Annotated in this window: 16 protein-coding genes; 9 read left to right on the forward strand and 7 right to left on the reverse strand. The window is 58.7% G+C overall.

Features of this window, described 5'->3' with window-relative positions; genetic code table 11:
- Positions 1-12 precede the first annotated feature (12 nt).
- Positions 13-1,200 carry a cystathionine beta-lyase gene (gene metC, locus LGM20_RS03735; RefSeq protein ID WP_032454065.1) on the reverse strand — a complete coding sequence of 396 codons (1,188 nt, stop codon included), beginning with the start codon at positions 1,198-1,200 and terminating at the stop codon, positions 13-15.
- Between the two features lie 250 nt (positions 1,201-1,450).
- Between metC and exbB the strand changes: the two genes are divergently transcribed.
- The 5 genes from exbB to LGM20_RS03760 all read left to right on the forward strand — a co-directional run bounded on the left by exbB (position 1,451) and on the right by LGM20_RS03760 (position 4,623).
- On the forward strand, positions 1,451-2,182 hold the full coding sequence (gene exbB / locus LGM20_RS03740; RefSeq protein WP_004174395.1) for a tol-pal system-associated acyl-CoA thioesterase: 732 nt from the start codon (positions 1,451-1,453) through the stop codon (positions 2,180-2,182).
- A 6-nt stretch (positions 2,183-2,188) separates the two neighbouring features.
- Positions 2,189-2,614 (forward strand): TonB system transport protein ExbD, encoded by a 426-nt coding sequence (gene exbD, locus LGM20_RS03745; protein ID WP_002916785.1) that lies wholly within the window; start codon positions 2,189-2,191, stop codon positions 2,612-2,614.
- A gap of 140 nt (positions 2,615-2,754) precedes the next feature.
- On the forward strand, positions 2,755-3,249 hold the full coding sequence (locus LGM20_RS03750) for a TIGR00645 family protein (protein WP_004105804.1): 495 nt from the start codon (positions 2,755-2,757) through the stop codon (positions 3,247-3,249).
- 120 nt (positions 3,250-3,369) lie between these two features.
- Entirely contained in the window at positions 3,370-4,257 is an 888-nt protein-coding gene (yghX, locus tag LGM20_RS03755; protein WP_044524719.1) for a YghX family hydrolase, read from the forward strand.
- Positions 4,258-4,335: 78 nt separating this feature from the next.
- A complete protein-coding gene (locus LGM20_RS03760) occupies positions 4,336-4,623 on the forward strand; it encodes a DUF2623 family protein (RefSeq protein ID WP_004205207.1) in 288 nt (95 codons plus the stop codon).
- A gap of 35 nt (positions 4,624-4,658) precedes the next feature.
- On the opposite strand, the gene yghU is transcribed toward LGM20_RS03760, so the two are convergent.
- Positions 4,659-5,525 (reverse strand): glutathione-dependent disulfide-bond oxidoreductase, encoded by an 867-nt coding sequence (yghU, locus tag LGM20_RS03765; RefSeq protein ID WP_044524717.1) that lies wholly within the window; start codon positions 5,523-5,525, stop codon positions 4,659-4,661.
- Positions 5,526-5,572: 47 nt separating this feature from the next.
- The gene (locus LGM20_RS03770) at positions 5,573-6,133 is read right to left on the reverse strand and encodes a DsbA family protein (RefSeq protein WP_004150918.1); all 561 of its coding nucleotides are present in this window, start codon (positions 6,131-6,133) and stop codon (positions 5,573-5,575) included.
- 20 nt (positions 6,134-6,153) lie between these two features.
- Here LGM20_RS03770 and LGM20_RS03775 point away from each other — a divergent pair, with 20 nt between their 5' ends.
- The 3 genes from LGM20_RS03775 (at position 6,154) to LGM20_RS03785 (ending at position 9,550) form a co-directional block, all read left to right on the forward strand.
- Complete coding sequence (locus LGM20_RS03775; RefSeq protein ID WP_032454061.1) at positions 6,154-6,276, forward strand: hypothetical protein; 123 nt, start codon at positions 6,154-6,156, stop codon at positions 6,274-6,276.
- A 76-nt stretch (positions 6,277-6,352) separates the two neighbouring features.
- Positions 6,353-8,218 (forward strand): bifunctional glutathionylspermidine amidase/synthase, encoded by a 1,866-nt coding sequence (gss, locus tag LGM20_RS03780; protein WP_044524715.1) that lies wholly within the window; start codon positions 6,353-6,355, stop codon positions 8,216-8,218.
- Positions 8,219-8,368: 150 nt separating this feature from the next.
- Positions 8,369-9,550, forward strand: coding sequence for an aminotransferase-like domain-containing protein (locus LGM20_RS03785; protein ID WP_023291014.1), 1,182 nt, complete (start codon positions 8,369-8,371; stop codon positions 9,548-9,550).
- A gap of 195 nt (positions 9,551-9,745) precedes the next feature.
- On the opposite strand, the gene LGM20_RS03790 is transcribed toward LGM20_RS03785, so the two are convergent.
- From LGM20_RS03790 to LGM20_RS03800, 3 genes are all read right to left on the reverse strand, one after another.
- Positions 9,746-9,934 carry a hypothetical protein gene (locus tag LGM20_RS03790; RefSeq protein ID WP_004205204.1) on the reverse strand — a complete coding sequence of 63 codons (189 nt, stop codon included), beginning with the start codon at positions 9,932-9,934 and terminating at the stop codon, positions 9,746-9,748.
- Positions 9,935-10,139: 205 nt separating this feature from the next.
- Positions 10,140-10,478 carry a hypothetical protein gene (locus LGM20_RS03795; protein ID WP_023291012.1) on the reverse strand — a complete coding sequence of 113 codons (339 nt, stop codon included), beginning with the start codon at positions 10,476-10,478 and terminating at the stop codon, positions 10,140-10,142.
- Positions 10,479-10,564: 86 nt separating this feature from the next.
- Positions 10,565-11,167, reverse strand: a complete 603-nt coding sequence (locus LGM20_RS03800) for a short chain dehydrogenase (protein ID WP_044524713.1) — start codon at positions 11,165-11,167, stop codon at positions 10,565-10,567.
- Positions 11,168-11,264: 97 nt separating this feature from the next.
- Here LGM20_RS03800 and LGM20_RS03805 point away from each other — a divergent pair, with 97 nt between their 5' ends.
- Complete coding sequence (locus tag LGM20_RS03805; protein ID WP_044524712.1) at positions 11,265-12,176, forward strand: LysR family transcriptional regulator; 912 nt, start codon at positions 11,265-11,267, stop codon at positions 12,174-12,176.
- On the opposite strand, the gene LGM20_RS03810 is transcribed toward LGM20_RS03805, so the two are convergent.
- Positions 12,177-13,325, reverse strand: coding sequence for a trans-sulfuration enzyme family protein (locus tag LGM20_RS03810; protein ID WP_044524710.1), 1,149 nt, complete (start codon positions 13,323-13,325; stop codon positions 12,177-12,179). It abuts the gene before it with no gap.
- Between the last annotated feature and the right edge of the window lie 5 nt (positions 13,326-13,330).

Raw genomic sequence — 13,330 nt, forward strand, 5'->3', positions numbered from 1 at the left:
CTGACTGTCACTTTACACGATACGCGCGAAGCCCGCTGCTAAATCCGCCTGCAGATCGTCAACATTTTCGAGACCAATGTGCAAACGGATCAGCGTGCCGCTGAAGTCGACTTCCGCATCCGGTCGGATGTGAGCGATTTGCTCCGGCTGATTGGCCAGAATCAGCGATTCAAAGCCGCCCCACGAGTAGGCCATGCTGAAGAGGCTGAAGTTGTCGAGATACGCTGCCAGTTCAGCGTCGTTGAGACGCTTGTTGAGCACAAACGAGAACAGCCCGCTGCTGCCGGTAAAATCGCGCTTCCAGAACTCATGGCCTTTACTGCCGGGCAGAGCGGGGTGGTTGACCCGCGCCACCTGCGGATGCTGCGCCAGCCACTCGGCGATGCGCAGGCTGCTTTCATGATGCTGACGCAGGCGGACGCCCAGCGTGCGCAGGCCGCGGCTGGTCATATAGGCGGTATCGGCGTCCAACATTTGCCCCATCAGATAGGCATTCTCACGCAGCTGCGGCCAGCAGCGCGCGTTCGCCACCGCGGTGCCGACCATGGCGTCGGAGTGGCCGATCAGGTATTTGGTGCCTGCCTGAATAGAAATATCAATGCCAAAATCCAGCGCTTTGAACAGGATCCCCGCCGCCCAGGTGTTATCGATCATGATAATCGCTTCCGGGGCGACCTGACGCACGGCGGCGACAATCGCCGGCACATCGTGCACTTCCATAGTGATGGAGCCGGGCGATTCCAGGAACACCACGCGGGTCTCAGGGCGAACCAGACGGGCAATATCGGCGCCGATTAAGGGATCGAACCAGCTGGTGGTCACGCCGAGTTTGGCGAGAATTTTGGTACAAAAATCCTGGCTTGGCTCATAGGCGGTATTGGTCATCAGCACATGGTCGCCCTGCTCGACAAACGCCAGGATAGTGTTGGCCACCGCGGCCGCGCCGCAGGGGAAGAGGGCGCAGCCGGCGCCGCCCTCCAGCTCGCACATCGCTTCCTGCAGCGAGAAGTGGGTCAGGGTGCCGCGACGCCCGTAGAACAGCTCGCCGTTGGCCCGATTGCGGGTGGCGTGCTTTTTGGCCTCTACGGTGTCGAAAACCAGCGATGACGCGCGCTGGATCACGCTGTTCACTGAGCCCTGGGTATATTTTTTGCTCCGCCCGGCGTTGACCAGCGCGGTATCAAGATGTTTATCAGCCATGTTGATGAACCTGTTTTTATACGTCTGGACGTCTAAACTAGCATGAATCTTCTTTTCTGTACCAGCGCGCTGCCGATACAGGCGAAAATTTTACCAGGCCCGCGGTTAGCCACTTTTTTACTGCGTAAGCGCAAGGAAAATAAACGTGATTTGCTGCACAGTGTAAATACTAATGAGAACCACTATCAATTCGATGTCGTTTTGATATTATTGTGGGCAGATTTTGTGATTATCGTCGTGGAGATAGAGCGTGGGTAATAATTTGATGCAGGCGGATCTCTCCGTTTGGGGTATGTATCATCATGCCGATATTGTCGTTAAGGTGGTGATGATTGGCCTGATTCTGGCGTCGGTCGTCACCTGGGCCATCTTCTTCGGTAAAGGGGCGGAAATCCTCGCCAGCAAGCGTCGCCTCAAACGTGAACAGCAGCAGCTGGCGGAAGCCCGCTCTCTCGATCAGGCCAGCGATATCGCCAGCGCCTTTGAGGCGAAAAGCCTCACCACCCAGCTTATCAATGAAGCGCAGAACGAACTCGAACTCTCCGCCGGTGCCGAAGACAATGAAGGCATCAAGGAACGAACCGGTTTCCGCCTTGAGCGCCGCGTCGCGGCCGTCGGTCGCCATATGGGGCGCGGCAACGGCTATCTGGCCACCATCGGCGCCATTTCGCCGTTCGTGGGCCTGTTCGGCACCGTCTGGGGCATCATGAACAGCTTTATCGGCATCGCCCAGACCCAGACCACCAACCTTGCGGTGGTGGCGCCGGGCATCGCGGAAGCGCTGCTGGCGACAGCTATCGGTCTGTTCGCCGCCATCCCGGCGGTGGTCATCTATAACATCTTCGCCCGCATGATCGGCAGCTATAAGGCCTCGCTCGGCGACGTCGCCGCTCAGGTCCTCCTGCTGCAAAGCCGCGACCTGGACCTCAGCGCCAGCGGCGTGAAGCCGGTGCGCAGCGCGCAGAAATTACGGGTAGGTTGATCGGCTATGGCGATGCGTCTTAATGAAAATCTGGACGATAACGGCGAAATGCATGAGATCAACGTGACGCCGTTTATCGACGTCATGCTGGTTCTGCTGATTATCTTCATGGTAGCCGCGCCGCTGGCGACGGTCGACGTGAAGGTCAATCTGCCGGCCTCCTCCAGCCAGCCGCAACCGCGACCGGAAAAACCTATCTACCTGTCGGTGAAGGCGGATAAGAGCATGTTCCTCGGCAACGACCCGGTGACCGAAGCGAATATGATTAACGCCCTGGATAGCCTGACCGCCGGCAAAAAAGATACCACCGTCTTCTTCCGCGCGGATAAAACCGTCGATTACGAGACGATGATGAAAGTGATGGATACCCTGCATCAGGCGGGCTATCTCAAGATCGGGCTGGTGGGCGAAGAGACCGTCAAAGCCAAATAACCCGATGCTTTTCCTGAAAAGGCTGGCCGCGCGCCGGCCTTTTTTATTGTCCTCTGCCAGCGAAGTGTTGGCCTGGCGTTGCCATCACGTTATCTGTCTGAGATATAATGTCGCTTCTTTTTGTTAACTGACAGGATCTTATGGAACGCTTTCTGGAAAATGCTATGTACGCCTCGCGCTGGCTGCTGGCGCCGGTTTATTTTGGCCTCTCGCTCGGTCTGATTGCGCTGACCATCAAATTTTTTCAGGAGATCTTCCACATACTGCCGCATATTTTTAGCGTCAGTGAGTCGGATATGATTCTGACCCTGCTGTCGCTGGTGGATATGACCCTGGTGGGCGGTTTGCTGGTGATGGTGATGTTCTCCGGGTATGAAAATTTTGTCTCGCAGCTGGATATTAACGAGGGTAAAGAAAAACTCAGCTGGCTGGGCAAAATGGACGCGACGTCGCTGAAAAATAAGGTTGCCGCCTCCATCGTGGCGATCTCCTCTATTCACCTGCTGCGGGTGTTTATGGATGCGAAAAACGTCCCGGACAATAAGCTGATGTGGTATGTCATCATCCATCTGACCTTTGTGCTGTCGGCCTTTGTGATGGGCTACCTCGATCGTCTGACCAAAGTGAAACACTGATCCTTTCTCTCCCGGCGGCGTTAGCCGCTGGGCTGTTTCTCCCCGTTTCTGCTGTTCTGCGCTGGCGTATGTCCGGGCTTCTGCTTTGCTTAAAGGGCGCTTAACAACGGAGGCAGGGTGATGACGCGATTAACGGCCAAAGATTTCCCGCAGCAGCTGCTCGAGTATTATGACTACTATGCCCACGGCAAAATCAGCAAACGCGAGTTTCTCCAGCTGGCGGGGAAATATACCGTCGGCGGGATGACCGCGCTGGCGCTGTTTAATCTGCTGAAGCCCGACTATGCCCTGGCAGAGCAGGTACCGTTCACCGACCCGGATATCCGCCCGGAGTATATTCATTATCCCTCTCCTGACGGCCACGGCGAAGTGCGGGCTTACCTGGTGACGCCGACGAAAATAGCCGACAAAGCGCCCGCCGTGGTGGTGGTGCATGAGAACCGCGGCCTGAATCCCTATATTGAAGACGTCGCCCGGCGGGTGGCGAAAGCGGGGTATATCGCGCTGGCGCCGGATGGCCTGAGCTCCGTTGGCGGCTATCCGGGGAATGATGATGAAGGCCGTGCGCTGCAGCAGAAAGTCGATCCCGTGAAGCTGATGAATGACTTTTTTGCCGCGGTCGCGTTTATGGCGAAGCATCCGCAGGCGACGGGGAAGGTCGGTATCACCGGGTTTTGTTACGGCGGCGGCGTCAGCAACGCGGCGGCGGTGGCGATCCCGGAGCTAGCCTGCGCGGTGCCGTTTTACGGCCGCCAGCCGCCGCTGAAGGAGGTCGATAAAATTAAAGCGCCGCTGCTGCTGCATTACGCCGGACTCGATAGCGGCATTAATGAAGGTTGGCCCGCCTATCAACAGGCGTTGAAGGAACACCATAAAGTCTATGAGGCCTATCTCTACCAGGGCGTGAATCACGGCTTTCATAATGATTCTACGCCGCGCTACGATCGGGCTGCGGCGGACCTGGCCTGGCAACGCACGCTGGCATGGTTTGATAAGTATTTACGCTAGCGCAAACGTCATAAATAGCGCTACCGCTCGCTCAAAAAAACGCTATATAATTTATTATATAACGATTGGGAGAGCTTGATGGAAAATCATTTTGGCAAAGGCTTAATGGCGGGGCTACAGGCATCCTATGCTGATACCGCCGCGCATGCGGCGAATTTTTGCGCCGACTATAAACGCGGGTTTGTGCTTGGTTACTCGCACCGCATGTTTGAAAAAACCGGCGACCGCCAGCTCAGCGCGTGGGAGGCGGGGATCCTGACCCGTCGCTATGGCCTTGACAGAGATATGGTGATGGACTTCTTCAAAGAGAGTGGTTCCTCGACCGCGATGCGCTACTTTATGGCGGGCTATCGGCTGGAAAGCTAACAACCGGAGGCGGGCGCCTCCGGTGGGTCAGCGCGCTACGCCTGGCGCTTATCTTCCGTTTGGGTGTCAAAGTCGCGGGCGTCGTGGCGCTCATGCAGCTGCTCATTGAGCGGGCCGTTGGTGCGGTTAACGATGCGTCCGCGCTTGACGGCGGGGCGGTTGCCGACATCCTGCGCCCAGCGCAGCACGTTGGTGTAGCTCCCGGCGTCGAGGAACTCCGCCGCGTTATAGACATTGCCCAGCACCACGTTGCCATACCATGGCCAGACCGCCATATCGGCGATGGTATACTCCTCGCCGGCCACATAGCGACCGCGGGCGAGCTGTTTGTCCAGCACGTCGAGCTGGCGTTTGGCTTCCATGGTAAAGCGATCGATCGCGTACTCGATCTTCACCGGCGCATAGTTATAGAAGTGGCCGAAGCCGCCGCCGAGGAAGGGCGCGGCGCCCTGCAGCCAGAACAGCCAGTTAAGGGTTTCAGTGCGGCCGGCGGGATCCTTCGGCAGGAAGAAGCCAAATTTTTCCGCCAGATAGAGAAGAATGTTGCCGGATTCGAATACTCGGGTGGGCGGCGTGGTGGAGTGATCGCTCAGCGCCGGGATCTTCGAGTTCGGGTTGATGCCGACAAAGCCGCTGGAAAACTGATCGCCTTCGCCAATGCGTATCAGCCAGGCGTCGTACTCCGCGCCGCTGACGCCCAGCGCCAGCAGCTCCTCCAGCATGATCGTCACCTTCTGGCCGTTGGGCGTGCCAAGTGAGTATAGCTGGAGCGGATGGGTTCCCACCGGCAGGACGCGTTCATGAGTCGCGCCGGAAACGGGACGGTTGATGTTGGCGAACGCGCCGCCGCTGTTTTGCTTCCATTCCCACACCTTTGGTGGCTGGTAGTTTTGCTCTGACATGCTGGTTTGCCTTTTTCGTGGATGTACAAAAAGTGTAGCAGGTGACCTCAGGCCATAATCCGCGCGGCCCACACGCTGACATCATCGCCGCTGCCCAGATCCGGCTGCACCAGACCATTGACCATAAAGGTCGGCGAGACATGGATGCCGTTCTGGCGGGCATATTTGCTGTGCCACTTGATCACGTCCTGCAGCTCCGGGCGGGCAAAGGCGGCTCCCAGCAGGACGTGACTGTAGCGCTCAATGCGTTCAATGATTTGCTGCGGCGTGGCGTTCATGTTCGGCCCGCTGCAGTGATCGGTAAATTCAAACTCTTCCCGATGGTCTGCCACGGCCTGCATCACCTTATGCGCCTGCTCTCTGCCATGCGGCAGGGTGGACGCGGCGAGGATGCAGCGGACAATCACCCCGGAGAACAGATGCCACGGCTGCGACTGCAGCCGTATCTTGATGGTTACGTTATCGGCGCCGACCTCATCGAGCAGATCGTCGAGTTTATTAAACGCGCGGACAGAGTAGGGGCAGGTGGGCTCAAGGAACACCTCAAACGTCCGCGGGCCGTGTCCCCAGACCAGCGGTTGGGCATTCAGATGCGAGGGTGTGCTCATTGTCGACTCCTGATGTTGCGTTGTTTTTTTGTTATATCACCGATAACGATATCACTTCTGCTTTCGGCTGCAGGGTTATTTTCCTTAACGGCACGATTAGCGAAACGAATGAGTGGTATCATCGTTACACCTCTGTCTGGTAAGTGCCTGCGGCAGGATAAGAAGAGGGAGTTTTGTTTCGCCAACTGCCCGGGCTGCATTTATTTGAGGTCAGGCTAAATGAGCAAAGGATCGACAAGCAGTGACGCCCCGTTTGGGACATTGTTAGGCTACGCGCCCGGCGGCGTGGCAATTTATTCATCGAATTACAGTAGCTTAAATCCGCAGGACTATCCGGATGACGCGACGTTTCGCAGCTACATCGGCAATGAGTATATGGGGCATAAATGGCAGTGCGTTGAATTTGCGCGCCGCTTTCTGTTCCTGACCTACGGGTTTGTCTTTACCGATGTGGGGATGGCCTATGAAATCTTCTCCCTGCGCTTTCTGCGCGAAGTGGTCAATGACAATATTCTCCCGCTGCAGGCCTTCGCCAACGGCGCCCGTCGTCCGCCGATCGCCGGTTCGCTGCTGATCTGGCAGAAGGGCGGCGAGTTTAAGCACACCGGCCACGTCGCGGTGATCACCCAGCTTGTCGGCAATAAGGTGCGTATCGCCGAGCAGAACGTCATTCACTCGCCGCTGCCGCAGGGCCAGCAGTGGACCCGCGAGCTGACCCTCGAGGTCAACGCCGGCCGGTACACCATCAAAGATACCTTTGCCGATACCGAAATTTTAGGCTGGATGATCCAGACCGACGATACCGAACACAGCCTGCCGCAGCCGGTGCTGCCGGGCGAGGCGATGGCGATCAAGGGCGCGCGGCTGCCGAACAACGGCCAGTTCCGCGGCAAATGGCTGAACGAGAAAGATCCGCTGCAGAAAGCCTACGTGGCGGCCAACGGCCATTTTATCAATCAGGATCCCTATCAGTATTTCACCATCAGCGAAAGCGCCGAACAGGAGCTGATTAAAGCCACCAACGAGCTGCACCTGATGTATCTGCACGCCACCGATAAGGTAATGAAGGATGATAACCTGCTGGCGCTGTTTGATATCCCGAAAATCCTCTGGCCGCGTCTGCGTCTCTCGTGGCAGCGCCGGCGTCATCATATGATCACCGGGCGCATGGATTTTTGCATGGACGAGCGCGGGCTGAAGGTGTACGAGTACAATGCCGACTCCGCCTCCTGCCATACCGAAGGCGGGCTGATCCTCGAGCAGTGGCTGAAGCAGGGCTACTACGGCACGGGTCACAATCCGGCTGAAGGTCTGCTCGATGAGCTGGCGGGGGCGTGGAAACACAGCCGGGCGCGGCCTTTCGTGCACATCATGCAGGACAAGGATCTGGAAGAGAATTACCACGCGAAGTTTATCCAGCGTTCGCTGACCCAGGCCGGTTTCGAGAGCAAAATTCTCTTTGGCCTCGATGAACTGCGCTGGGATGCCGCCGGCCAGCTGATCGACGCCGACGGGCGGCTGGTGAACTGCGTCTGGAAAACCTGGGCATGGGAAACCGCCATTGAGCAGGTGCGCGAAGTCAGCGCCGATGAGTACGCGGCGGTGCCGATTCGTACCGGACATCCGCAGAATGAGGTGCGACTGATTGACGTCCTGCTGCGTCCTGAAGTATTGGTATTCGAACCCCTGTGGACGGTGATCCCGGGCAACAAAGCGATCCTGCCGGTGCTGTGGTCGCTGTTCCCGCATCATCGCTATCTGCTGGATACCGATTTTGTGGTTAACGACGAGCTGGCGAAAACCGGTTATGCCGTGAAGCCCATTTCCGGACGCTGCGGGAACAATATCGACCTGATCGGGCCGCAGGATGAGGTTCTGGATCAGACCAGCGGCCAGTTTGTCGATCGTAAGAATATCTACCAGCAGCTGTGGTGCCTGCCGAAAGTGGATGGCAAGTATATCCAGGTGTGCACCTTTACCGTCGGCGGTAACTACGGCGGTACCTGCCTGCGCGGCGATTCGTCGCTGGTGGTGAAAAAAGAGAGCGACATAGAGCCGCTGATCGTATTGAAAGATAAAGCGTGATGTGCTGACCCCGGATAGCGGCTCGCGCCCTGTCCGGGGAGAGCGCAGAGACACGAGCCAGGATAGCCCGGTCTGGTAAGCGCCGCCGGGGAACACCTGCAATAAAGCCAAGATAATTAACACAACAACAAGACAGAAAAGGAAAATAGTATGCACGATCGGCGTCTCGCCGCCCGCGCGGGTGAACTCAAGCCCTCCGCCGTCCGCGAACTTCTCAAGCACAGTAAACTGCCGGGCGTGATCTCGCTTGGTGGCGGCATTCCGGCCCCGGAACTGTTTGATACCGAAGGCCTGGAGCTGGCGGTGCAGAAGGTGATGAGCGAGCGTTTTCATGACGCATTTCAGTACGGTCTGACCGAGGGCTACCCGCCGCTGCGTCAGGCGGTGAGTGAAATCTGCCACGCCCGTGGCGTGACCTGTTCAGCCGCTCAGGTCTATATCACCTCCGGCTCCCAGCAATCGCTGGATATCGTTGCCCGCACGCTGCTCGATCCAGGCGATACTATCGTCGTTGAGCGACCCACCTATCTGGCGGCGCTGCAGGTGTTTCAGCTGGCGCAGGCCAATATCCTCAGCGTCGATACCGATGATGACGGGATGCTGGTGGAGCAACTGGCCGACCTGCTGGAGACCACCCGCGTCAAAGCCGTCTACCTGGTGCCGACGTTCGGCAACCCCGGCGGTAAAACGCTGAGCGAGGCGCGTCGTCGCCGGCTGGTCGAGCTGGCGAAAAAATATGACTTCGTCATTCTGGAAGACGATCCCTACGGTGAAATTAGCTTTACTGACGCCGTGCGACGTCCGCTCTATCAGCACGCCGTTGAGCTGGGCTGTGAAGATCAGGTGGTTTACACCTCGACGTTTTCAAAGATCCTCGCGCCGGGGATGCGTATCGGCTGGATCGTCATGCCGGACTGGCTGGCGCAGCAGACGGTGATCGTTAAGCAGGCGGCGGATCTGCATACCAATATGCTGTCGCAGGTGATCACCGCGGAATACCTCAGCCTGAACCGGCTGCAAAATCAGATTGCGTTGATTCGCGAAGACTATCGCAAGAAGTGCGTGGCGCTGGCCGACGCGCTGGAGAGTCGCCTTGGCGAGCATCTGGAATTCAGCCGCCCACAGGGTGGGATGTTCCTGTGGGCGCGTTTCCGCTATCCGTTCGATACCATGGCATGGATGAAGAAAACGCTGGAAAACGGCGTTGTGTACGTCCCGGGGGAAGCGTTCTATCACGATAATCCGGATACCCGTACCCTGCGCCTTTCCTACTCCACGGTGTCGGAAGCGGGGCTGCTGACCGCCGTTGAGCGGCTGGCGGCCTCCCTGTAACGACCCTGCAGTGTGCCGCTTAGCGGCGGCGCACCCTCTTCGCCTCAGTAGCGAGAGGGGGTGACGCTAGCGTTCAGCGCTGGGGTCACTCCGTATCGGCGATGCGATCATCCAGCCAGACCAACATCAGCGCTGCGAGAAAAGCCACCGCAAAGGTACCAATAAACAACCACATAGATGTCCCTCACGGGTTAATTATTTTGCTGATTTTACCGGAGAGCGATCGTTTCGGTCGGAGATGGAGATTTTTGTCCCAGCCGAATGGCTGGCGAGAGAGAAAAAGTCATCGGCATCAATATCGAAGTTAAGAATAATTTCCCTGTATTCCCCACCGTTAATTAACGCTTTGGCTTCTTTAACACTACTGGCAATAATGACAGGCATCAGTTTTATCTCATTTTGAAAACTGAGAAGCAAAATAAGAGTTAGTTCGTACCAGATCAACTACTTTTTATCGTATGCGACCGCAGAAAAAAACGACATCCCGTGGCTCGGCGATAGAGGAGGATTTTGTGACAGCGATCGGCTCATCAACAGCGGGATCTTATCGGACGCTGGGACGGGCTGCTGTTTCGCCAGCCCGCCGGGATTATTCACCCTGCTGTTTTGCCCGTAATATCTCGCCGCAGCGCTGCCGGTCCTGACGCAGCGTCTGCTGTTCCTGCGGGCTGAGCTGATGCCAGGTGTCCAGCATCCGCTGCCCCAGCGCCGGCAGGTAATGCGCTTTATGCAGCGCGTAGTCAGAATTCCCCCCCTCGACGATGTTTTGCATATCGTCGAGGAACTGGCGGCTGTCGTCATGATCGATCACGCAAAATACCGCCCGGTAGTAAGCTTCGTCTTCCTCGGTGTAATGGGGGGTGAACCACCAGACCAGCAGCGCGGTAAGCGCCAGCAGCGGGATAATAAAGGGTAATTTTTTCAACATCAGTTTTTCGGCCGGAGACAATCAGCCGTCAGTGTACCTGCAACGACGTCAGGATGTAAGCGCCGGCCCCGGCGGGCCGGCACGGGCTAGTAGCCGACCGGGTAGATGCGGCCGGTCTGCACCCCTTCAATGCTGCGGCGATAGGCCTGCGCCACGGCGGCGGCGGGGACGCTGGCAAAGCCCGGGAAAAAGTCGCCGTAGGCCGCCAGCGACTCGCTGAGCACGGTGGGACTGATGAGATTAATGCGGATCCCGCGCGGTAGTTCGCAGGCGGCGGCGCGCACAAAGCCTTCCAGACCGGCGTTAACCGTCGTGGCATTGACGCCCTGAGCAATCGGCTCCTGCACGACAATGCCGCTGACCAGAGTAATCGACCCGCCGTCGCGCAGGAAATGCTGGCCTATCAGCGCCAGGCGAATTTGCCCCAGCAGCTTGTCCTGCAGACCGAGGTTGAACTGGCTATCGGTCATGGTGCTTAACGGCCCAAAGTGCAGATTGCCGGTGGTGGAGACGATGGCGTCTACTTCGCCGGTCTGCGCAAACAGCGCCTCGACGCTCCCCTGGGAGGTAATATCCACCTGATAATCCCCCCGGGTGCGGCCGACGCGGATAACGTCATGTCTCTGGCCCAGTTCTTCGCTGACCGCGCGACCAATGGTGCCGCTGGCACCGATAACGATAATTTTCATGGCTGACTCCTGGTGAGGTGAAAGCCTATTCTTTAATAAAATGGATATCGGATAAACTGGCTAAAAGTTAGAACATTACTAACCAGAGGTTAGCAATATGGATAAGCTGCGAGGGATGGAGACGTTTATTGCCGTGGTGGAGTGCGGCAGCTTTACCGGGGCGGCGTCGCGCCTGGGGCTGTCGGCGGTAATGGTCGGGAAATACATCGCCCATCTGGAAGCCCAGCTGGCGACGCGTCTGCTGGAGCGTAACACCCGACGCCAGAGCCTCACCGACGCCGGGCGGGTCTATTTTGACGAAGCGAAACGGGTGATGGAGCAGGTCTCCATCGCCGAAAGCGCCGTTGAGCGGCTGCGGCTGGCGCCCGCCGGCACCCTGCGGGTGAGCGCGCCCACCTCGTTCGGCGCCAGCGTGATCGCCCCCCTGACCGCCACCTTTCTGCAGGCCTGGCCAGCGGTCCGGGTGGAACTGGATCTGACCAACCGGATGGTCGATCTGGTGGATGAAGGTTTCGATCTGGCGATCCGCATTGGCGAGATCCATCAGGAGGATCTGGTGGCCCGCTATCTGGCGCCCTATCGGATGGTGATCTGCGCCGCGCCGGCTTATCTGGCGCGTTACGGAACGCCAGGGACGCCGGAAGATCTCGCCGATCATCTCTGCCTGTCCCATACGGTCTGGACCGCCCGCAACGAGTGGCGGCTGCCGGGCATGGAGGGGGAAGTGCGCTGGAAGCGCGATGCGGTTTTGCGCTGCAACGATGGCTATGCGCTGCGCCAGGCGGCGATCGCCGGGGCCGGGCTGCTGATGCAGCCGGAGGTGCTGCTGGCCGATGCGCTGGCCAGCGGCAGCCTGATGCGGGTGCTGGAGGCGTGGACCCCACAGCCGAGGCCCGTGCATCTGCTCTGGCGCCAGGATCGCCGGCCCCTGCCGAAGCTGACGCAGTTTATCGCCCACCTTCAGGAGGGAATGGCCGACGCGCTGGCGACGACCCGCGCGTCGGAATAATTACTCCTCCCGTAGCGCCTGCTGCCAGTCGGCAATCAGATCGTGAGGATCTTCGATCCCGACCGACAGGCGGATCAGCTGCGGCGTGATGCCGTTCGCCAGGCGCTTCTCCAGCGGGATCGAGGCATGGGTCATGCTGAAGGGCTGGCTCACCAGGCTCTCCACGCCGCCCAGACTCTCCGCAAGGGTGAACCAGCGCAACTTGCTGATAATGCGTTCGGCGTAACCGTCATCGCCCTTCACCACGACGGAAATCATGCCGCCGGGCAGGGCCATTTGCTGGCGCGCCAGCTGATGGTGCGGGTGCGAGGCCAGCCAGGGGAACCAGACTCGCTCCACCTCCGGCTGCTGTTCCAGCCATTCGGCGAGCTGCAGCGCGTTCGCACTGTGGCGCTCCATCCGCAGCGCCAGGGTGCGGATGCCGCGTAGCGTCAGGAAGCTGCTGAACGGGTCGAGTACACCGCCTACCGCATTCTGCAGGTAGCCAAGCTTCTCCGCGAGCTCAGCGTTATCGCCAACCACCGCCAGGCCGGCGACGACATCGGAATGGCCGTTGAGGTACTTGGTCGCGGAGTGGACCACAATATCAAACCCATGCTCCAGCGGGCGATGGATCGCCGGCGAGGCGAAAGTGTTATCGGCGACGCTGATCAGGTTATGGCGGCGCGCGATAGCGGCGATGGCGCTGAGATCCGCCAGCTTCAGCAGCGGGTTGGTGGGCGTCTCCACCCAGATCATGCGCGTATCGGGGCGGATCGCCGCTTCAATCCCCGCCAGGTCGTCGGGTTTCACCCAGCTCACCTGCAGACCAGCGCTACGGCGGCGAACGTTTTCCAGCAGGCGATAAGTACCGCCATACACATCATCGACCGCCACCAGGTGGCTGTCCTTATCCAGCAGCTCCAGCACGGTGGAGATAGCGGCCAGCCCGGAGGCGAACGCGTAGCCGCGCGTGCCGTTTTCCAGGTCGGCGATCGCCGTCTCCAGCGCGTGGCGGGTAGGGTTCCCGCTACGGGAATATTCATAGCCGGTATGCTGCCCCGGCGCCGGCTGAGCAAAAGTGGAGGTGGCGTAAATCGGCGGCATCACTGCGCCGTGGCTGTCGGTGAAGGTTCCGCTATGTACGCTCAGGGTGTGGATGGATGACATAAAAA

This window comes from Klebsiella quasipneumoniae subsp. quasipneumoniae, assembly GCF_020525925.1.
Taxonomy (GTDB): Bacteria; Pseudomonadota; Gammaproteobacteria; order Enterobacterales; family Enterobacteriaceae; genus Klebsiella; species Klebsiella quasipneumoniae.